Annotated in this window: 36 protein-coding genes; 34 read left to right on the forward strand and 2 right to left on the reverse strand. The window is 69.6% G+C overall.

Annotation, left to right across the window (positions count from 1 at the left end; all coding sequences use genetic code 11):
• Positions 1–85 precede the first annotated feature (85 nt).
• Positions 86–499 (reverse strand): helix-turn-helix domain-containing protein, encoded by a 414-nt coding sequence (locus ADK52_RS25260; protein ID WP_053692118.1) that lies wholly within the window; start codon positions 497–499, stop codon positions 86–88.
• A 199-nt stretch (positions 500–698) separates the two neighbouring features.
• Between ADK52_RS25260 and ADK52_RS40480 the strand changes: the two genes are divergently transcribed.
• The 34 genes from ADK52_RS40480 (at position 699) to ADK52_RS25415 (ending at position 15926) form a co-directional block, all read left to right on the forward strand.
• On the forward strand, positions 699–944 hold the full coding sequence (locus ADK52_RS40480) for a helix-turn-helix domain-containing protein (protein WP_078988583.1): 246 nt from the start codon (positions 699–701) through the stop codon (positions 942–944).
• Between the two features lies 1 nt (position 945).
• On the forward strand, positions 946–1239 hold the full coding sequence (locus tag ADK52_RS25265) for a helix-turn-helix domain-containing protein (protein WP_053692119.1): 294 nt from the start codon (positions 946–948) through the stop codon (positions 1237–1239).
• A gap of 101 nt (positions 1240–1340) precedes the next feature.
• The gene (locus ADK52_RS25270; protein WP_053692120.1) at positions 1341–1559 is read left to right on the forward strand and encodes a hypothetical protein; all 219 of its coding nucleotides are present in this window, start codon (positions 1341–1343) and stop codon (positions 1557–1559) included.
• A gap of 29 nt (positions 1560–1588) precedes the next feature.
• Positions 1589–1837 carry a hypothetical protein gene (locus ADK52_RS25275; RefSeq protein ID WP_159046022.1) on the forward strand — a complete coding sequence of 83 codons (249 nt, stop codon included), beginning with the start codon at positions 1589–1591 and terminating at the stop codon, positions 1835–1837.
• On the forward strand, positions 1834–2046 hold the full coding sequence (locus tag ADK52_RS25280; RefSeq protein WP_053692122.1) for a hypothetical protein: 213 nt from the start codon (positions 1834–1836) through the stop codon (positions 2044–2046). The genes ADK52_RS25275 and ADK52_RS25280 overlap by 4 nt, the downstream gene beginning before the upstream one ends.
• Positions 2043–2498, forward strand: a complete 456-nt coding sequence (locus ADK52_RS25285; RefSeq protein WP_053692123.1) for a hypothetical protein — start codon at positions 2043–2045, stop codon at positions 2496–2498. The genes ADK52_RS25280 and ADK52_RS25285 overlap by 4 nt, the downstream gene beginning before the upstream one ends.
• A complete protein-coding gene (locus ADK52_RS42545; RefSeq protein ID WP_159046023.1) occupies positions 2495–2659 on the forward strand; it encodes a hypothetical protein in 165 nt (54 codons plus the stop codon). Before ADK52_RS25285 ends, ADK52_RS42545 begins: the two co-directional genes overlap by 4 nt.
• 93 nt (positions 2660–2752) lie before the next feature.
• The gene (locus ADK52_RS25290; RefSeq protein ID WP_053692124.1) at positions 2753–3106 is read left to right on the forward strand and encodes a hypothetical protein; all 354 of its coding nucleotides are present in this window, start codon (positions 2753–2755) and stop codon (positions 3104–3106) included.
• Positions 3096–3434 carry a hypothetical protein gene (locus ADK52_RS25295; RefSeq protein WP_053692125.1) on the forward strand — a complete coding sequence of 113 codons (339 nt, stop codon included), beginning with the start codon at positions 3096–3098 and terminating at the stop codon, positions 3432–3434. Before ADK52_RS25290 ends, ADK52_RS25295 begins: the two co-directional genes overlap by 11 nt.
• Complete coding sequence (locus ADK52_RS25300; RefSeq protein WP_159046024.1) at positions 3431–3847, forward strand: hypothetical protein; 417 nt, start codon at positions 3431–3433, stop codon at positions 3845–3847. Before ADK52_RS25295 ends, ADK52_RS25300 begins: the two co-directional genes overlap by 4 nt.
• Before the next feature lie 219 nt (positions 3848–4066).
• Positions 4067–4888 carry a PD-(D/E)XK nuclease-like domain-containing protein gene (locus ADK52_RS25305; protein ID WP_078988584.1) on the forward strand — a complete coding sequence of 274 codons (822 nt, stop codon included), beginning with the start codon at positions 4067–4069 and terminating at the stop codon, positions 4886–4888.
• A gap of 8 nt (positions 4889–4896) precedes the next feature.
• The gene (locus tag ADK52_RS25310; RefSeq protein ID WP_053692127.1) at positions 4897–5862 is read left to right on the forward strand and encodes an AAA family ATPase; all 966 of its coding nucleotides are present in this window, start codon (positions 4897–4899) and stop codon (positions 5860–5862) included.
• 68 nt (positions 5863–5930) lie between these two features.
• Complete coding sequence (locus ADK52_RS25315; protein WP_053692128.1) at positions 5931–6323, forward strand: hypothetical protein; 393 nt, start codon at positions 5931–5933, stop codon at positions 6321–6323.
• The gene (locus ADK52_RS25320; protein ID WP_053692129.1) at positions 6320–6568 is read left to right on the forward strand and encodes a hypothetical protein; all 249 of its coding nucleotides are present in this window, start codon (positions 6320–6322) and stop codon (positions 6566–6568) included. Before ADK52_RS25315 ends, ADK52_RS25320 begins: the two co-directional genes overlap by 4 nt.
• Entirely contained in the window at positions 6565–7101 is a 537-nt protein-coding gene (locus ADK52_RS25325; RefSeq protein WP_053692130.1) for a hypothetical protein, read from the forward strand. The genes ADK52_RS25320 and ADK52_RS25325 overlap by 4 nt, the downstream gene beginning before the upstream one ends.
• Positions 7101–7397 carry a hypothetical protein gene (locus ADK52_RS25330; RefSeq protein WP_053692131.1) on the forward strand — a complete coding sequence of 99 codons (297 nt, stop codon included), beginning with the start codon at positions 7101–7103 and terminating at the stop codon, positions 7395–7397. The genes ADK52_RS25325 and ADK52_RS25330 overlap by 1 nt, the downstream gene beginning before the upstream one ends.
• A 41-nt stretch (positions 7398–7438) precedes the next feature.
• On the forward strand, positions 7439–8257 hold the full coding sequence (locus tag ADK52_RS25335) for a hypothetical protein (RefSeq protein WP_053692132.1): 819 nt from the start codon (positions 7439–7441) through the stop codon (positions 8255–8257).
• Positions 8241–8873, forward strand: coding sequence for a DnaA ATPase domain-containing protein (locus ADK52_RS43940; protein WP_053692133.1), 633 nt, complete (start codon positions 8241–8243; stop codon positions 8871–8873). The genes ADK52_RS25335 and ADK52_RS43940 overlap by 17 nt, the downstream gene beginning before the upstream one ends.
• Positions 8870–10240 carry a replicative DNA helicase gene (locus ADK52_RS25345; protein ID WP_053692134.1) on the forward strand — a complete coding sequence of 457 codons (1371 nt, stop codon included), beginning with the start codon at positions 8870–8872 and terminating at the stop codon, positions 10238–10240. Before ADK52_RS43940 ends, ADK52_RS25345 begins: the two co-directional genes overlap by 4 nt.
• Positions 10240–10557 (forward strand): hypothetical protein, encoded by a 318-nt coding sequence (locus ADK52_RS42550; protein WP_053692135.1) that lies wholly within the window; start codon positions 10240–10242, stop codon positions 10555–10557. The genes ADK52_RS25345 and ADK52_RS42550 overlap by 1 nt, the downstream gene beginning before the upstream one ends.
• Positions 10554–10973 (forward strand): HNH endonuclease signature motif containing protein, encoded by a 420-nt coding sequence (locus tag ADK52_RS40485; protein WP_159046025.1) that lies wholly within the window; start codon positions 10554–10556, stop codon positions 10971–10973. The genes ADK52_RS42550 and ADK52_RS40485 overlap by 4 nt, the downstream gene beginning before the upstream one ends.
• A 79-nt stretch (positions 10974–11052) precedes the next feature.
• Positions 11053–11295: a hypothetical protein gene (locus tag ADK52_RS25355; protein ID WP_053692136.1), complete on the forward strand. Its 243-nt coding sequence runs from the start codon at positions 11053–11055 to the stop codon at positions 11293–11295.
• A gap of 211 nt (positions 11296–11506) precedes the next feature.
• Positions 11507–11776: a hypothetical protein gene (locus tag ADK52_RS25360; RefSeq protein WP_159046026.1), complete on the forward strand. Its 270-nt coding sequence runs from the start codon at positions 11507–11509 to the stop codon at positions 11774–11776.
• A complete protein-coding gene (locus ADK52_RS25365; RefSeq protein ID WP_053692138.1) occupies positions 11773–12162 on the forward strand; it encodes a LuxR C-terminal-related transcriptional regulator in 390 nt (129 codons plus the stop codon). Before ADK52_RS25360 ends, ADK52_RS25365 begins: the two co-directional genes overlap by 4 nt.
• Before the next feature lie 144 nt (positions 12163–12306).
• Positions 12307–12522, forward strand: a complete 216-nt coding sequence (locus ADK52_RS25370) for a hypothetical protein (RefSeq protein ID WP_053692139.1) — start codon at positions 12307–12309, stop codon at positions 12520–12522.
• 30 nt (positions 12523–12552) lie between these two features.
• Positions 12553–12876 (forward strand): hypothetical protein, encoded by a 324-nt coding sequence (locus ADK52_RS25375; RefSeq protein ID WP_053692140.1) that lies wholly within the window; start codon positions 12553–12555, stop codon positions 12874–12876.
• Positions 12877–12945: 69 nt separating this feature from the next.
• Positions 12946–13314, forward strand: coding sequence for a hypothetical protein (locus ADK52_RS25380; protein WP_053692141.1), 369 nt, complete (start codon positions 12946–12948; stop codon positions 13312–13314).
• The gene (locus ADK52_RS25385; RefSeq protein ID WP_053692142.1) at positions 13311–13646 is read left to right on the forward strand and encodes a hypothetical protein; all 336 of its coding nucleotides are present in this window, start codon (positions 13311–13313) and stop codon (positions 13644–13646) included. Before ADK52_RS25380 ends, ADK52_RS25385 begins: the two co-directional genes overlap by 4 nt.
• Before the next feature lie 2 nt (positions 13647–13648).
• The gene (locus ADK52_RS25390; protein WP_053692143.1) at positions 13649–13936 is read left to right on the forward strand and encodes a hypothetical protein; all 288 of its coding nucleotides are present in this window, start codon (positions 13649–13651) and stop codon (positions 13934–13936) included.
• A gap of 181 nt (positions 13937–14117) precedes the next feature.
• Positions 14118–14318, forward strand: coding sequence for a hypothetical protein (locus ADK52_RS25395; RefSeq protein ID WP_053692144.1), 201 nt, complete (start codon positions 14118–14120; stop codon positions 14316–14318).
• A gap of 85 nt (positions 14319–14403) precedes the next feature.
• Positions 14404–14718 (forward strand): hypothetical protein, encoded by a 315-nt coding sequence (locus ADK52_RS25400; RefSeq protein WP_053692145.1) that lies wholly within the window; start codon positions 14404–14406, stop codon positions 14716–14718.
• A complete protein-coding gene (locus ADK52_RS25405; protein ID WP_053692146.1) occupies positions 14715–14936 on the forward strand; it encodes a hypothetical protein in 222 nt (73 codons plus the stop codon). The genes ADK52_RS25400 and ADK52_RS25405 overlap by 4 nt, the downstream gene beginning before the upstream one ends.
• Positions 14933–15271 (forward strand): hypothetical protein, encoded by a 339-nt coding sequence (locus tag ADK52_RS25410; protein ID WP_053692147.1) that lies wholly within the window; start codon positions 14933–14935, stop codon positions 15269–15271. Before ADK52_RS25405 ends, ADK52_RS25410 begins: the two co-directional genes overlap by 4 nt.
• 31 nt (positions 15272–15302) lie before the next feature.
• Complete coding sequence (locus ADK52_RS25415; RefSeq protein ID WP_053692148.1) at positions 15303–15926, forward strand: hypothetical protein; 624 nt, start codon at positions 15303–15305, stop codon at positions 15924–15926.
• Positions 15927–15974: 48 nt separating this feature from the next.
• Here ADK52_RS25415 and ADK52_RS25420 read toward each other — a convergent pair whose 3' ends face one another.
• Positions 15975–16742 (reverse strand): GntR family transcriptional regulator, encoded by a 768-nt coding sequence (locus tag ADK52_RS25420; protein WP_053692149.1) that lies wholly within the window; start codon positions 16740–16742, stop codon positions 15975–15977.
• Positions 16743–16816 lie beyond the last annotated feature (74 nt).

Genomic DNA, 16816 nt, shown 5'->3' on the forward strand with positions numbered 1-16816 from the left:
TCTGGGACGGGTTGGAACCTCTGAGGACCAGATTGACTGTCACATCTTCAACGGCCCAAAAGGTTGTACGACGATGGGATGAGTTTCAGAGGATCCCGCGCTCGCGCAGCTGCTCCATCACCCGCTGGTTGAGCTCGAGGATCTGGGTCCCCGTGAGGTCGCCCTTGGTGGCGAGGGCGGCGCTCTGTACGGCGTCACCCATGATCCGTTCGAGCTCTCGCTTGGGGATCTTCGAGAGCCTCACGGTGTCGTCGCCGGCAGCCTCTTCGGTGGGCACGGCCTCATCGCCCTCAAGGATGGCGACACAGCCGCCGGGGGCCCACTGCAGAGCACGGTCAATGGCTGCGTAGGTCGTGTCGCGGACCTTCAGGCCTGCCTCGACCCGCTTCCACGTGTCTTTGCTGATGCCTGCGAGCTTGGCGGCGGGTTCGACGCCCAGCCGGAGCTCTGTGCGCCTGGTGCGGACGGCTGTCGCAAGGCGGTCAAGGTCGCGGTCCATAGGGCCATCTTGGCAGGACCAGCTAGGACCGGCCAGGACTAGGTGGCAAAGCGGCTAGAACGCGCCCCTCGTTCGCGCCGGATCGCGGAAGCACTCCGGGCACAAGCAGCGTCTGACCAGCTACTCACCGGTACAAGTTTCCGCTAGCTTCCGCGAGCAACCGCTAGACATAGCCGCTAGCTCCCGCTAGCTTTGAGGCATGGAAAGACCCCCACCCACCTACCAGGTGAACGGGGCGGCAATCCGCACGGTCCGCATGGAAGCAGGGCTCAGCACCGAGAGAGCGGCACAGGAAGCCGGCATAAGCCGCCGCTACCTGAACCACCTCGAAAACGGATACCGCGCCCACATGCGACCCGAGCCATACGCCCGGCTCCGCACAGCACTCGGCCTTGGGCCGGAAGACAAAAGCCTCCTGGACGAGGCGCCCGAAGAGAGAAGGTGACATGTCTACCCGCAAGATCGACACGCAGAAGTTCCAGCAGCTCTACAACGTCGAAGAGGCCGCCAAGCTGCTGCTGCACCTGAAGGGTGAGGAGCACAGGGAGCAGAGCGAAGCCGGACAGCGCTGGCTTCGAGACGGCGTGAACCACAAGGGCTTCCCTCACTACCGCGTGGGCCGGCGCCTGATGTTCACCGAGGCGGACCTGGTCACCATTCTTGAGGACTTCTGCCGAGTCCCCGGCACGTACCGACGTCCGCGCCGCACGACTCGTAAGTCGGTCGCCTCTGCCGCCTAGCTGCGGCTATGCGGCCCCGACCGCCGGTCGCCACCAGCAGTCGAGGCCGACTCCCGATCCACCCCTCACCTGCACGCCTACATGCAAGGAGAAGAGGACCCGTGAACCCCATCATGCCCGATCCGGTCGTGGACCTGATCGAGTCCCGCTACCCCCACTACATCCAGACCGCCGCACGCAAGATGCGGCAGGGTCACACCGCGTTCCTTCTCTGCCGGACAGAGTTCACGGCCGAGGCCCGCGAGCGGTCGATCTCGACGATGCACGCCGCGGCGAAGGTGCTGGCGACGTACCCGCAGGCCACGGAGGTCGTCCGATGACCACTCCGACGCCTCATACGATCGCCGACTTGGATCGTCCGCTGCCGGAGCTCTTGGCCGCGATCCGCGCATCCCAGCCGCGCCCCCGCTACACGCCGTCGCCGGAAGAGCTGGCCCGTCAGGCCGCTGCGGCCGAGCACCTGGCCCAGGTCGCCGCCCGGCTCCACGAATCCCCTGCCGCCTACGAGCAGCACGGCATCGACATCGAGTGGCACCACCAGCTCGACGACCCGGCGGTCCCGTACAGCCCGTACCTGAGCCTCGGAGGCCAGTCGTGAGCACGACGGTCGGCACGCTGAGCGTGCACCTCACCGCCAATCCCGACGAGATCAAGGCCGAGCAGTTCGGGATCCACTCCTGGCTGCGGCTCGGCCCGGTCACCCTTCACACCGACAGCTCGTCACCGGAAGCCCTGCGGGCCATGGCAGCCGCGCTGATCGAAGAGGCCGCCCGGCAGGAAAGCGCAGACCTGGAGCGTGCCGCATGACGACCGTCCTGGAACCGCGTCTGCTGGACCAGCTTGAGGACGAGCTGATCGCCCTCGAGACCGACTACCTCCGGCACTACGGCGCTGACATGGGTGCATGGCCTGCTGAGGTCTGGTATCTCCTGCGGGCCGCGCGCCGAGACGCCTGCCAGCCGAACCTCCCCTTGTACAGCCGGCGCTCGTCGGCTCACACCCGCCGCCACCACCTGGCTCGGCTGCCGTTCCGTATCGACCAGATCGCCCCGGGCGCGGTGTCGATCCTGCTGGCTCACCAGCCGGATGGCACGCCGCAGGCTCTGGTGCGGGATGCGGCCGGCAATCGGATCGATTTGCCGCGCGGGACGTCTCGTCACCTGGCGGAGCGGCTGCGGGCGGCGTTCACGGCGGACTGGTCGGTGCCGCAGACGTGGCGGGCTGACACGAACGCGCTGACGGCGTGGGGGTCGCGATGACCCGCACTGAGACGGTGACGTCGCCCCTGCTGAACGAGCCGCCCGCCGAGGTCGAGAAGCCGGCCCGCGTCGTTGACCCGGACTTCGCCGACACTCTTCGCGACCGGTTCATCGAGCCGAACCCTGACGTCTGGTTCGCGAGCCTCCGGAGGTCGCGTTGACTCTCCGCCGTATCGCCGCCCTGGACGCCCTCGCGGGCCTCGCCTCGCTCCTGCTCCTCGCCCTCGGGCGCCACATCCAGACCGGAGGAACCCGTGGCTGAGAACCCGACCACCGACCCGATCCGCGACCTGCATGGGTTCGCCCTCGAAGCCAACATCGTGATCGGCATGCGCGTCGCGAAGGACGTCACGCCGTCGATGATGTGGGAGCGGGCCTCTGGTACCGCTGCCGCTTGGTGCGTGCACCGGCTCCTGGCCCGCCTGGCCGAGGTCGACCCGGACGGCGTGCTGGCCTTCGTCAAGGAGCTGGACGACGAGGGCGAGATGCCCGAGATCACCGACCCGTTCGGTGCCGCTGAGGCGCTCGGCTTCGACCCGCAGGCCTGGATCAACCGCGAGTTCGCCCGCCAGGATGCGGCGAAGGCGGTGGCCTCCGATGGACGCTGACACCCGCCTCGCCGAAGCGCAGGCCCAGATCAAGCTACTGCGGACCGGCCTGAACGCCGCGCACGAGATGAGCGGCCACATGCACCAGGTGTTCGGCGGGTGGAGCGAATGCGCCCCCTGCGAGAAGGCCAACGACGAGTGCGACGGCGCCTTCGCCTGCGACAGCTACAAGACGTGGCAGCGCGAGTACATGGCCGGTCTCACCGCACGAGCCGAGCTGGCAGTAGAGCAGCTCGGGCGCCTCCTCGCCGATCGGGACGGGGAGATCGCCGAGCTGCGGGCCGCCGAGCCCACCCTCGACGACGACCAGCCGGGAGTCACGGTATGAGCGTCGCAACTGCGATAGCCGCGATAGCCCACCCCACGGGCCGCCACCGCGCGGTCGACGAGGTGGCCCGGCTGCGGCAGCAGATGTACCCGCTGCTGGTCCTCGTCTGTCACCTGATGCGGCGGCTGGTCGAGGCCACCGCCGCCCGGGACGCCGCGAACGCGAAGGCCAGCCAGCTCGGAGACGCAGAGCTCCGAGCAGCCGAGGCCACGCGCAGGCTGCAAGCCCAGACCGCCGAACTCCGCGAGCTGCGGGCGTTCAAGGCCAACGCCACCAAGGTCGGAGACCTGGCCACGCACCCGGCAGTCACGGAGACACAGCCCATCCCGATCCTCTCCCAGCCGGCCAGCACCAACCCGGCCGAGTACGCGCCGATGCGACTGTCCGCCGCAGCCGAAGCCGGCCTCCTCTGAACCGCCCGGGGCCACGCATCCAACGGATCGCGGCCCCGGGACACCAACCACCGCCCCGGACGGGCACACCGCCCGCCCGCGGCCGAGCACACCCTCAAGGACCGATATGGCACGCATCCAGTGCATCAACGACAGCTGCCGAGACGAGGGCGGACCCTTCATCCGCACCCCCGACGGACCGCTCTGCGAGGACTGCTGGGAAGCCCAGGAAGGCGAACAGTGACCGCCACGGCCGAGATTGAGCCCGGCCTGTACGACATCCCGGCCGAGCTCTACCACTCCGACCCGGTCCCCGGCGGCAGCCTCTCGGCCTCCGGTGCCAAGATCCTCGCCGACTGCCCGGCCCGCTACGGCTACCTGCTCGACCACCCGCAGCCGTTCAAGCCGGCGTTCGAGTTCGGGACCGCGGCCCACACCGTGGTCCTCGGTGACGGGCCGGAGCTGGTCGTCGTGGACGCCGACCTCTGGAACACGAAGGAGGTCAAGGCCAAGGTTGCCGCGATACGAAGCAAGGGCGGGATCCCGCTGAAGCAGGCCGCCTACCAGCAGATCTGCGACATGGCCGAAGCGCTCGCTGCGGATCCTGAAGCGTCCGAGATCCTCACGCCGGACTCTGGGGCCGCCGAGCAGTCGATCTTCTGGACCGACGGGCAGATCTGGTGGCGCAGCCGCTTCGACTGGCTCCGCTCCGACCTGATCGCCGACTACAAGACGACGACATCCGTCCACCCGGAAAAGCTCAGCAAGACCGTCTACGAGCTCCGCTACCACATCCAGGAGCACATCTACCGGCGCGGAGCCTACGAGCTCGGACTGCTCCCCGAAGGCGCGGCCTTCAAGTTCATCTTCCAGGAGAAGCAGCCGCCCTACCTGGTTCAGGTCGCCGAACTCGACCCGGTCGCCCGGTACGCCGGCCAGCGCGACACCCACCTCGCTGCCGGCCGCTACCTGTACGGCCGCGAGACCGGCCACTGGCCCGGCTACTCCGAGACCTCCACCGTCATCTCGCTGCCGCCGTACATCGAGCGTCAGTACGCCTAGGAGTCATCGTGTCCCAGCTTCCCCCGCCCGTCCGCACCGCCCGCCCCCAGCAGACCCAGGCCGACGAGTATGACGACGCACCGTTCGAGTTCCAGCCCGCCACCAAGGACGGCAGCATGGCCCGGCTGTCCATCCAGGGGCCGTCCGGAGCCGGCAAGACCTGGACCGGACTGCAGGTCGCGGCCGGCCTCGCCGAAGGGCAGAGGTTCGGCGTGATCGACACCGAGCGCGGCGCAGCCTCCCTCTACCTCGGCGACCTCGGCATCCAGTTCGACACCCTGCCCATGCGGCGGTACGACCCGCGCATCCTCATCAAGGCTCTCGCCGCAGCCACCCAGCGCGGCTACCCGGTCGTGATGGTCGACTCGCTCAGTCACTACTGGAAGGGCACTGACGGCACCCTCGACCAGGTCGCCCAGGCAGCCGACGCGAAGTACGGAGGCAACAAGTTCGCTGGCTGGAAGGACGGCACCCAGATCCAGAACGACATGATCGAAGCGCTGATGGCGTACTCCGGTCACGTCGTGGCGACGATGCGGTCTTACGAGCACTGGGTGCTTGAGAAGGGCAAGCCCACCTACATGGGCATCCGCGCCGAGCAGCGCAAGGGCATCGAGTACGAGTTCGGCGTCGCCGCAGAGATGGACCGGGACAACAACCTCTGGTTCATCAAGTCCCGCTGCCCCGCGTTCCAGGGCGCCCGCATGAAGCGCCCCCACGGCGGCCGCGACATCGCCAAGCCCTACCTCGACTGGTTGCGCGCCGGAGCCAAGGAGCTCGACCCCAGCATCTGGATCGATGCAGCCAGCTCGAAGGATGCGACCCCCGCCGGCCTGCTCGCCCTGTACCGCGAGGTCGAAGCGGCCAGCGCGCTCGCCACCCCGTTCATGCACCCGGAGACCGGCCAGCCGACGAACCTCGGCGACTACATCCGGGCCCGCGGCACCGCCCTCAAGGCCGCCGCGCAGCAGTAGCAATCGGGCCGGCCCGCGGCAATCGGGCCGGCCCACCCCTCCAGTACAGCAGACGAGAGGACCACGCCATGACTCTCACTCCCGCCCAGGCCCGCGAGCAGGCCAACGCCATCCTCGCCTCCCACTACGCCGGCGTCTCCGACTGGACCGAAGCCACCTACGACCAGGCAGTCGCTGCGATAGCCGCCGACGGACTGCCGTTCTCCATGAACGACGTCCGTGCCGTCCTCCCCGACGGCCAGCACCACCAGGCCGGCCTGTACTTCCACAGCCTGTCGACCCGGAAGAACTCGCCGCTGGTCCACGTCGGGTACGTAAAGTCGATCAACCCGAAGGCGCACGGCAAGCCCGTCAACCTCTACCGGCTAACCATGCAGCCCGCGGAGTTCCTGCACCTGCGCCGTACCGAACGCGCCCAGCGGCGGCAGGGGCGGACCGCACGACGGGAGCAGGCGGCATGAGCCCCGCCGAGGCCGCCTGGGCCACCGTCGTCGTCACCTGCGCCGCCGTCTGGGCCGCCTACCGATTCCTCTGCTGGCTCCTCGACCGCAAGCTGCGACGCCTCCGCCAGCGCGAACTCCGCGTGGCCCGCGACCTCGAGGTAGCCCGCCTCACCAAAACGCGCCGGGAATTCGCCCGCATCATCGCCGCCGAATTCCCGGCGGACATCCCCCACCAGACCCGCCGGACGGAGGACAACCAGTGACCACGATCAAGGCCCGCCGCGCCATCAGCGAACCCAACCGCATCTCCCTACCCGTCGAGACCTACAGCGACAACATCGACTGGATTGCCGTCCAGCGCGCCATCGAAGACGGCCACCCCCGACCCGCACTGACCCGGGACGAAAAGCGCGTCGCCGCACTCCTCCTCGTCACCGCCGGCCACAGCGAAACAGACACCGCCCGGCTCGTCGGCACGCACGGCACCCAGGTATCCCGCTGGAAAATGCAGGCCGGCATGAAGCCCAACAACCCCTGCACGGTCGCCGACTGCGACAGCCCGATCAAGGCGCTCGGCCTGTGTCACCGCCACTACCGGCAGGAACGCCTCAGCCGGAACCCGCACACGCCAAAGCCGACGAAGACAACCTGCAGCCGCGGCGGCCACGCCTACCCCGACTGCCTCGGCTACCGGCCCAACGGCAAGCCCTACTGCCGGCCCTGCAACCAGGCCGCCCGCAAGGCATACCGGGAGCGGACCACCACGCTCCAGAGCGACATGCGAAAGGCCGCCTGATGGGCCGCCTGCCGGAGCTGGCCGAGCTCGGTTTCATCCTCACGACGTACACCGGCTCAGTCCACCTGTACGTCCGGTTCCCCAACTGGCACCCACAGGCCCGAGTCGCCGCTTCCTTCGAGCCATACCTGACCCGATGCGGCCGGTTCGCCTCTCCCGGATCCAGCACCGCGGACCGGCACCAGTTCATCGGCAGCTTCCACGACGCCCAGCTTTGCCGGGCCTGCTACCGAACCCTCGACCCGGCCGATCAGCACCTGGCCTTCGAGCACGACCAGCCGGCCACCGCGGCCTAGCCGCTTCCCCACCCGCACCAGCCAGAGAGAAGTCCCTCCCAATGGCCCGTATCCGTTCGATCAAGCCGGAGTTCTTCACCTCCCTGACGATCGCAGAGCTGCCGCTGTCCGCGCGCCTCACGTTCATCGGCTTGTGGACCTACGTCGATGACAACGGCGTCGGGCCGGCGGATGCCCGTCTCATCCGGGCCGCGATCTGGCCCCTCGAAGAGGCTCCGGACATCCTCCAGAGGACTCGCGAGGATCTCCAGAGGCTTCACGCGGCCCGTCTCATCGCCCTGTATGAGGTCTCCGGACGGCCTCTCGTCGCGGTCAACAGCTGGTCCGAGCACCAGAAGGTCAGCCACCCCCGGAAAAACCGCTTCATGCGACCCGAAGAGGCCGCTGAGCTGGCCAAATACCCGGCTCCGGAAGACCTCCAGAGTCCTCCGGAGGATTACCAGAGTCCTCCGGAGGCCCTCCGCCCTGAGCAGGGAGCAGGGATCAGGGAGCAGGGAGCAGGGAAAAAGACTCCCTCACCACCTCCGGCGGCGAGCGCATCCGATCCCGGCCCCGCTTTCGACGCCTTCTGGTCGGCCTACCCCCGCAAGGCCGGTAAGAGCGAAGCCGCCAAGGCCTGGACCAAATCCATGAAGGCCGGAGCCGATCCCGACCGGATCCTCGCCGCCATCAAGGCCCACGCCGACTACTACCGGGCGGCGCAGACCGAGCAGCAGTTCATCCCGCACGCCTCGACCTGGCTGAACCAGGCCCGCTACGAGGACGAGCCGCCTCCGCTGCCGCGCACTGTCGCTGGCGCCGCCCAGACCGCACCCCGAGACATGACTGATGAGGAGAAGCGCCGTGCACTCCAGTTCTGACCACGACGACCAGCTGCCGGACCCGCGGGACTCTGTCCGCCGCGAACGCCGCGAGGACGCTGTCGCTGGCTTCCTGGCCCAGACGCCGGTGATCTACCAGCACGACATCGATATCGACCCCATGGCAGCCGCCTGGGCCGATCAGCTGCCGGACACCCCGCGGAACCTGTTCCTTACGGGCGCCATCGGAGTCGGTAAGACCCACACCGCCTGGCAGGCCACCCGTCGCTGGATCGACCGGTACATCGCCCGCACCGGCCGCCAGCCGTCCGTTGAGACGTGGCGCTCCACCGCACTCTTTGACGCCCTGCGCCCCGACAGCCGCGACTACGACGGCCGCGTCCTCACCGCCCAGCTCCAGCGCGCCGACCTCCTCTACATCGACGACCTGGCCGCCGCCCGCGTCTCGCCCGTCGGCTGGACCCAGGAACGCCTGTACGAAATCTTCGACGAGCGGTACATCAACCGCCGGCCGGTCCTGATCACATGCGACGTACTGCCCAGCCAGACCGAGCACCTTGTCGGCGAGCGCGTCCAGTCCCGACTCCGCGAGATGTTCCGCGGCGGGGTACTGCTCCTCGAGGGCGACGACCGCCGCATGGGGGGCACCTCGTGAGTGCCGACCTGTGGGACGCCCCCACCGAGGAGACGGGCGCCGAGGGACCTGCCCGCCCCCGGGACCTGGACGCCGAGCACATCGTCGTCGCCAACGTCATGCAGCAGCCCTCCCTCATCGACGATCTCGCCGCCGACTTCGACCCCGCCGACATCACCGACGACCGCCTCCGCTGGACCTGGCACGCCGTCGACGAGATCCGCCAGACCCTCACCGGGTCCGAGATCCGCTACGAGGCCGTCAACGCCCAGCTGCAGGCCTGGCGAGCCTCCGGCTACCTGCCGGTCGTTCCGCTCACCCGCGACCAGCTCGTCGACCTGTACGGCCGCGCCCAGCCCGGGGCGAGCGCCTGGTATGCGGCCAGCATCACCAAGAAGGCGAAGGCGGCCCGTCTCGTCGCCCACGGCTACGACGCCATCAGCCGCGGCCGGTCCGCCGGCTTCGACCCCGACGAAGATGTCCCCGCCGCCCAAGCCCAACTTGACGGGGTCCTCGGCGCCACCGACCAGGCCGACATGGCGGTCGTCGGCGACCTGCTCGCCGGCAGCCTCGAGCGGGCAGTCACCAAGCCCACGACCGAGAACCGCATCCCCACCGGATTCATCGACCTCGACCTCCTGCTGTCCGGCGGCTGGGCCCCCGGCCAGATGGTCGTCGTCGGCGCCCGCCCCGCCATGGGCAAGACCACGTTCGCCCTCGGCCTCGCACGGGCCGCCGCGGTCAAGCACGGCATCCCGACGCTGTTCCAGTCCCTCGAGATGAACAAGGAAGACCTTGCCGACACCCTGCTGTGCTCCGCCGCGCAGGTCGGCCTCCACCACCACAAGCAGGGCGCGGTCGACGCGGCAGGGCTCGCCCGACTCGCGAAGGCCGCCGGGCAGGTACGCCCCGCTCCGCTGCACATCAACGAGACCGGGCACCTGTCCGTGCCGCTGCTGCGAAGCCAGGTCCGCCACCTCGTCCGAACCGCTGGCCTGCGCCTTGTGATCGTCGACTACCTGCAGCTGATGTATGCCCCCAAGTCTGAGAACCGGCAGCAGGCCGTCGCCGACATGTCTCGTCAGTTGAAGCTCATGGCCAAAGAGTTCGGCATCACGATCATCGTTCTGGCCCAGCTCAACCGCGGCCCCGAGCAGCGCACCGACAAGCGCCCGCAGGTCTCCGACCTTCGCGAGTCCGGGGCGATCGAGCAGGACGCGGACATCGTGGTCCTGCTGCACCGCGAAGACGCCTATGAGCGGGACTCGCCCCGCGCCGGAGAAGCCGACCTGATCGTCGGCAAGCACCGCGGCGGCCATCCCGGCGATATCACCGTCGCGTTCCAGGGCCACTACGGCCGTTTCGTCGATATGGCTTCGGAGGCGTGATGACCGAGCTCACGCCCGAGGACATCGCCGCGGCTCGCGAGGAAGGCGATCTTGTGGCCCTGCTCCTCATGGCCGCTGGCCTCACCCCGGCCGCCGTCCCCAAGCAGCGGACCACGGCCGCTGACGCGGACCGCGTCCACATCGCTCACCCCGGCGCATGGCCCACGGGCACCAGCCGGCCCGCCCCGGTCCCCGCACCGTCCGGCCCGCAGATCGAGGCGGCGCTCACCGACTACCGGCGCTGGCTCGTCGTCGACCGGCCCCACGCCAGCACCAAATGCCCCTGCCCCGGCTGCACCCCCGGAGGGATCACATGAAGACCGAGTATGAGGACCGCTTCTGGTCCCACGTGACGGGCGGTGACGTCCAAACCTGCTGGCTCTGGACTGCCATGCGCGGCACCACTGGATACGGCAAGTTCAAGTTTCGCGGGCGGGTTGTTCGAGCTCACCGCCATGCCTACGAGCTGCTGCGGGCCGAGATACCCAACGGCCTCGTCCTTGATCACCTGTGCCGAGATCGGGCGTGCGTAAATCCCTGGCATCTCGAACCGGTGTCACAGCGGGTGAACGTCCTGCGTGGCCAGGGAGTTGCTGCAGTGGCAGCCCGTAAGACGCACTGCCCGCACGGTCATAGGTACGACGACAGCAACACGGTCGTTACCGCCGCCGGCTTTCGTCGATGCCGCACGTGCCGCAGCACTGCCGATCGCCTCCGTCGCGCCAAGCCGTGACCCGACTCCGCCTACCCCAACCGCCAGCACGCCGCGTGACCCGCCGTCAGGCATCACGCCGACCCCGAAAGGCAACCCCGTGACCGAGCAGACCCCCGCCCCCGCCGTCGACCAGATCTGGCAGGACAACGACAAGCGCGGCTACGGCCGACGAGTCCGCATCGTCGAGATCGCCGGCACGCACGCCGTCGTCGAGCTCATCGTCCCGCGAGGAGCCGGCCACAACGGCGCCAAGCCCGGCCGCCGGACCAGCATCCGCCTCGACCGCTTCCGACCCATCAGCACCGGCTACCGGTACGTCGGCGACGCCCCCACCCCGTGACGCAGACGGCTGGCCCCCTCGACGCAACCGAGGGGGCCAGCCAGACCGAATCATCCACCATCCCGAGGAGAACCCGATGCCTGCCACCGCCGATACCCACCTCAACGTCTGGTACTGCAGGCGCTGCCGGAAATCGTGCAAGGTCCAGCCGCCACTCCGGGACCCGGCCTGCAAGTGCACAAGCCCCGTACCCGGTCTGCGCCCCACGCGGGTGACTCTCCTGGCCGCCGAGGACGGGCCGAAGCGCCGCCGGCTGCAGGCGCTCACCGACCGGGAAGCCCGTCTCCGTGCACTGGCTCGCAAGGGGCAGCGGGTACGCGTCACCTTCGAGGGCGAAGTCGTCGACGCATGGGCCCGCACGGACTCTGAGGGCGTCAAGCACGTGCAGTTCATGGTGCTCACGCCGGACGGGCACCGGCACATCGTGAACCCGGGTCTGCCGGGTGGCGAGGTCGAGGGTCTGCCGGGGGCCGAGTCGTGACCGCGCCCGCCCGGCCGGTGCCGACCTCACGCCGCGGACCCAGCAGCAAGCCCCTCACGCCGCACCAGCTTGAGGCCTTCCGTCTGGCAGCCACCGGCCACACTCACGCCGCCATCGGCCACAGGCTCGGCATCGACGAGAAGAGCGTCGGCAAGCTGATGACCGAGGTCTTCCGCAAGCTCGGTGCGGTGAACATGCCCAACGCGGTTCTTCTCGGCTGCCAGGCCGGGATCCTCGACGGCCAGCGTCGCCGCCATGGGGATCACGCCGGGTACGAGGCGCACCGGCGCCGGGGCGAGGACCCGAAGCTCTGCGAGACGTGTTCGGCCGGGGAGCGGGAGCACAAGGCGGCCCTGAAGGCCCGCCAGAAGCTACCGGCCAGTTAAGTCCCCGACGAGTTGGACCCCCCTCGTAAGGCAATCGGTCCAACCCACCCCTGCAAGGCCGCCCAGCCGCAACCAGCAAGGCGGGAACCGGCAAGAACGCACGGCACCCAAGACGACAGCCCCACCCGACCCCCGGAGAACCCGATGGCCCGCATCTGCCGACACACCCTCAAGCTCACGTTCCGCATGCCCCAGTGGCTGTCCTGCGATACCTGCCACGCCGACTTCCCTCACCGCGCCGACTGCCCCGGACACGGGACGGCCGCCTGCGCCGCCAGTTGCATGAACGACCCCGAGCGGGCCGCCGAGATCGCCACCCTCGAAGCCGCCTTCGCCCTGCCGTGCCAACCGACCGCCTGACCCGTCCCGCGCGCACAAGGAGAAGCCCCCATGACCCTCGACGAGATCATCACCGCCCTTGAAGCCGAGGACCCTCGCAAGGTCTGCCCTGACGGCTTCACCAACCCGCACTCCTACCGCGGCTACTACCACGAGCTCGCCTTCGAGTCGGCCCGGAACGTCACCATCGGCGACATGCTCGCGGACGCCCGAACCGCCCGCGGCGCCTGGTTCACCGGATGGAAGGGCGGCGACTTCCAGATGGACGGCTTCACGGACTGCTGGCTGGCCGAAGAAGGCAGCGCTGGCGGCGAAACCATCGGCCCGCTGCTTCTCCGGCTGATGCTCGCCGCCGGGCACGTCCCCGCTGTCTGACCGCCCGCCTTGCCGGTCGTCCCGCTCGGGGCGGCCGGCCCGGACCACCCACACCACCGGAAGGCCCTCATGAACCGCTTCGAGTACACCGACGAGTACGACCAGCGTCTCCGCATCACCCCAGTCGAGCGCGAGCACCCCGACGAGGCGCCCGCGCTCTGGTTCGAGACCACCGACGGCGGCTTCCGCGGCACGTCCGTCAAGGTCCCGCTCGGCCGGCTGGAGGAGGCCATCGCCGGACAGCGCGACATGGCCCGCCAGGCCGGAGGAGCCGCCGCCGCCCCGCGCCGCCGCCTGACCGAGCTGGAGCACGAGGCCGCTTGGCACGCCATCGACGGCCTCGACTGGGAGGCCTACCCCGACGCGGACACCGTGCTGAACGCCGTACTCCGCGCGCTCGACATCGACCCGCCCGCCGTCAAGGGGGCCGGAGCATGAGCCAGCAGCCCGCGGCGACCGTCCGGCCGACCCGATACGTCGTCTCCTGTATCCCAGAGAACGACATCAACGCCCCGCACTTCAGCCTCAACGTCGAGTACCGCGGCCGGGACCTGTGGGCCGTCGTCCGCCACGGCTCCTGCCTGAGCGCGGCGGGCCAGTGGAGCTACGAGTCGGTCCCGTCCGAACGCGAGGACGAGTGGCTGGCCGAGCACCGCTTCGACCTCGACACCGCGCTGAAGCTCGCGAAGGAGGCGGCGCCGACTCTGACGGTGAACGGCTTCACCGTGGCCCACGTGCTGCGCTGGCCCGCCGACGAGGCCGAGGAGTAGCCGTGCTGACCCTGCTCCTCGTCGCCGGCGGCCTGGCCCTCGGCTACCTCACCGGCCGCGTACAGCCCGCCAGTCGAGCCATGGCCTGGGCCTGGCGGCAGACCCTCATCCGACAGCCAGCCCGATACTCGCGACGCTGGTGGGCCGTGCAGGCTGTCTTCGGCTGTGCTGCCGCCGGCCTCCTCGCCACCCGGCCGCAGCAGACGATGCGCAACTGGCGGGCCCGGCACACGATGCCGCCGCGCAGTCCCGCACCCCGGCTCCGAGACACCCCGTTGGGCGAGCCGTGATCGTCTTCCTGCTTTCCCTCCTCGCCTGGGCTATCTCCGCGTCCGCTGTCCTCGTTCTCCTCGCCCGAGGACGGCGCCGCAGAGATAACCAGGCCCGAGACCGCCACCGCGCCATGAAAGCCCGTCACGCGGCCGCCCACACCCCACGGTGGGCCCGCACCGACCACCACCGGAGAACCCGATGACACCCGACCCGCTCGCCCTCCCCGCCCTCTTCTTCCACGGCACCGAGCAGCTCGACGGCACCCACGCCGTCCACCCCGTCGACCGCACCGTCCCCGAGGATCCCCGCGAGCGCGCCATCTGCCGGGCCCTCCTCCAGCACGCCCTCGCCCTCCTCGACGCCAGCGAGCCCACCCAGCCGACCGGGAGCAGCCGATGATCGCCGACCTCCTGTGGGTCCTCGCGGTGTACGCCGGCGTCGCCGCCACCTCCACCGTGATCGTCGCCGTGATGCGGAGCAGCCTGTGACCGAGCCCGACCCGCAGCCCGCCCTCACCTACCTCGGCGTCGGCAGCTTCCACATCGGCACCCCCGACTCGACCTTCACCCTGCCAGCGACCCGCTATCCGATCGCCGACCCTCGGCACCCAGCCCGAAGGGAGCCAGCCGTGATCGACAAGCCCCGCCTCACCCCGAACCCCGACGGCGGCGTGATCCTCCACCTGCCGAACATCAACTACCTCGACACCCAGGTCTGGTCCGTTGACATCGGCCTCACCCAGGCCGGACTCGACGACCTCCGGGCCCTCCTCGCCCGAGCCGACGAGCCCGCGCCGTGACCGTCCAGCCGCCTCTGTTCCTGCCCGGCTGGGACGTCGAGCCCTGCGACACCGCCCCACCCGAACCGGCCGCCGTCGAAACCCGGTACGGGCACGGCCTCGACCAGCCCGACGACCGGCCCCGCATCATCCCCGGCGACCACGGCCAACCACCCGGACGCCGGCGGGAACTCGAACCCCGGACCATCCACAACCTGCCGACAGGAGACCTGCTATGAGCGACCAGCCCACCCTCCGCGATCGGGCCATCGACGCCATCGCCCGCGACCTAAACGCCGGCAGGTTCTGGCTCCCGACCGAGGGTCGCCCGGTCGCCGCCGACGCCGTACTCGCCCTCGTCGCAGTCGAACTCGAGACCAGCCAGCGGCGGAGCATCCGCATCCAGACCCTCCTCGACGAGACGCGCGACCGGATCCGGAAGCTGCACCGGCCGGTCGAGCACATGGGCCGCGTCATCTGCGCCGAACGCTCCGCCTACTGCGGCGAGAGCACCGACAACCCGCCCGCCCCCGCGCCGTGCCCAACGATCACCGCGCTCAACGCCGCCGCCTGACCCGCCCCGTACCGCCCGCACAGGAGACGCCGTGAACGAGTCCGTGAACTGCTTGGTCTGCACCCGCGAGCTGTGGGAAGACGAACTCGGCAGGATGGCTTGCCGCCCCTGCGAACGCCGTATCGACGACCGGCTGCGCGCCCTCGCCGGACCCTGCGGCCTGTACGCCCGACTCTGCCTCCGCAACGAACCCGGCGCCCCCAGCAGCGGCCCCCGCGTCAGCGGCAGCGCCACCGCAGGCATAGCCGGCAACCTCAACATCCTCAACGAGACAGCCAACGGCGGCATCGTCAGCCTGCTGGAAGGCTGGGTTGAGGACTGGTCCACCTACGGACTCGGCATCCACGGCGGCGGCGGCCGACTCCAGCACCGCCTCGACGAAGCCGTCGCCACCCTCCGCCGCAACCTCCCCCAAGCCATCTGGCGGCACCCCGCCCTCGACGCGTTCGCCCACGAGATCGACATGCACTGCCGCCGCTACCAGGCCGTCATCGACGGCGGCAAACCGGCGCCCGCCATCAAAGCCACTTGCACCTGCGGAGAGGCCATGCACGTCCCCGTCGATGCGCCGGCCATCACCTGCCGCAAGTGCGGCACCGGCTACGGCTGGGAAGAGTTCCGGGAGATGGCACTGGCACAGCGAGCCGCAGCATGACGAAGCGCCCCCGGCCGAGCCGGCCAGGGGCGCTTCAGTGCGTTCGGGTCAGGGGGTCCGGGGCCAGGAAGCCGACTCGTCGCGCTCTACGTGGTACGACACGGCGAACATGTCTGCTGCCATTCGCGTCTGATTGACCTCGACCACAAGGTCGCCGACGCGGGATTCGCGAGTCACGACCAGCACCCAAATGCTGGAGCTGATCTTCAAGCGCAGCTGCTCCTCATCACTCGACGGCCGCGCCCTTATCGTCTCGCGCCACTCGATGGCTGCACCGAAGTGCTCCTCGATCCGGTCGTAGATACCGCCGGGGCCGGTGTTCGCGGCGCCCAGGATCGGGAGTTCGCCCACCAGGGGCATGGGCAGGTACGAGGTGGCCAGCTGGTGCGGGAACTCGGCTTCCGGCGGGCCGACGGACCGGTCGCGGATCATGACGTGCTCGCCACGGGGTACGCCGAGAGCGTCCGCGATTTCGTCGGGTGCAACGCCCACGGCCTGGGAGCCGCTGCCAACGCCACGCCAATCCTGGGCGTTGCGGTCGAAGAAGTAGCCGATCTCGTCCCGGTAGGCGATGCGGTCCCGTACTACGGCCGGCGGCCCGAGACGCGGCCGGATGAACGTGCCGCGACGGCCTTCCGAGTAGAGCAGGCCGCTGGCGACGAGGTGCTGGACGGCTCGGTTGGCTGTCTGCCGGGATACGCCGTACTCGTCCTTGAGTCTGTCGATGCCAGGGATGGGGTCGCCGATGGGCCAGCGACCCGCCTCGACGTCGCGTCGGATCGCGTCTGCTACGTCCATGTAGGTGGCTGGCGCCATGGGCCTCTCCTCTCGTTCCAAGATGTCTCCCGCCTATCCTATACAAGCGACCCCTGAATGGGATAGCCTCTGAA

The organism is Streptomyces sp. WM6372 (assembly GCF_001279655.1).
Lineage (GTDB): Bacteria > Actinomycetota > Actinomycetes > Streptomycetales > Streptomycetaceae > Streptomyces.

Bases quoted from the DNA above. Each gene is read 5' to 3' on its own strand.
- ADK52_RS25260 (WP_053692118.1), bottom strand. From the start codon at position 499: ATGGACCGCGACCTTGACCGCCTTGCGACAGCCGTCCGCACCAGGCGC.
- ADK52_RS40480 (WP_078988583.1), top strand. From the start codon at position 699: ATGGAAAGACCCCCACCCACCTACCAGGTGAACGGGGCGGCAATCCGC.
- ADK52_RS25265 (WP_053692119.1), top strand. From the start codon at position 946: ATGTCTACCCGCAAGATCGACACGCAGAAGTTCCAGCAGCTCTACAAC.
- ADK52_RS25285 (WP_053692123.1), top strand. From the start codon at position 2,043: ATGACGACCGTCCTGGAACCGCGTCTGCTGGACCAGCTTGAGGACGAG.
- ADK52_RS42545 (WP_159046023.1), top strand. From the start codon at position 2,495: ATGACCCGCACTGAGACGGTGACGTCGCCCCTGCTGAACGAGCCGCCC.
- ADK52_RS25295 (WP_053692125.1), top strand. From the start codon at position 3,096: ATGGACGCTGACACCCGCCTCGCCGAAGCGCAGGCCCAGATCAAGCTA.
- ADK52_RS25300 (WP_159046024.1), top strand. From the start codon at position 3,431: ATGAGCGTCGCAACTGCGATAGCCGCGATAGCCCACCCCACGGGCCGC.
- ADK52_RS25315 (WP_053692128.1), top strand. From the start codon at position 5,931: ATGACTCTCACTCCCGCCCAGGCCCGCGAGCAGGCCAACGCCATCCTC.
- ADK52_RS25320 (WP_053692129.1), top strand. From the start codon at position 6,320: ATGAGCCCCGCCGAGGCCGCCTGGGCCACCGTCGTCGTCACCTGCGCC.
- ADK52_RS25330 (WP_053692131.1), top strand. From the start codon at position 7,101: ATGGGCCGCCTGCCGGAGCTGGCCGAGCTCGGTTTCATCCTCACGACG.
- ADK52_RS25335 (WP_053692132.1), top strand. From the start codon at position 7,439: ATGGCCCGTATCCGTTCGATCAAGCCGGAGTTCTTCACCTCCCTGACG.
- ADK52_RS42550 (WP_053692135.1), top strand. From the start codon at position 10,240: ATGACCGAGCTCACGCCCGAGGACATCGCCGCGGCTCGCGAGGAAGGC.
- ADK52_RS40485 (WP_159046025.1), top strand. From the start codon at position 10,554: ATGAAGACCGAGTATGAGGACCGCTTCTGGTCCCACGTGACGGGCGGT.
- ADK52_RS25370 (WP_053692139.1), top strand. From the start codon at position 12,307: ATGGCCCGCATCTGCCGACACACCCTCAAGCTCACGTTCCGCATGCCC.
- ADK52_RS25375 (WP_053692140.1), top strand. From the start codon at position 12,553: ATGACCCTCGACGAGATCATCACCGCCCTTGAAGCCGAGGACCCTCGC.
- ADK52_RS25380 (WP_053692141.1), top strand. From the start codon at position 12,946: ATGAACCGCTTCGAGTACACCGACGAGTACGACCAGCGTCTCCGCATC.
- ADK52_RS25385 (WP_053692142.1), top strand. From the start codon at position 13,311: ATGAGCCAGCAGCCCGCGGCGACCGTCCGGCCGACCCGATACGTCGTC.
- ADK52_RS25395 (WP_053692144.1), top strand. From the start codon at position 14,118: ATGACACCCGACCCGCTCGCCCTCCCCGCCCTCTTCTTCCACGGCACC.
- ADK52_RS25410 (WP_053692147.1), top strand. From the start codon at position 14,933: ATGAGCGACCAGCCCACCCTCCGCGATCGGGCCATCGACGCCATCGCC.
- ADK52_RS25420 (WP_053692149.1), bottom strand. From the start codon at position 16,742: ATGGCGCCAGCCACCTACATGGACGTAGCAGACGCGATCCGACGCGAC.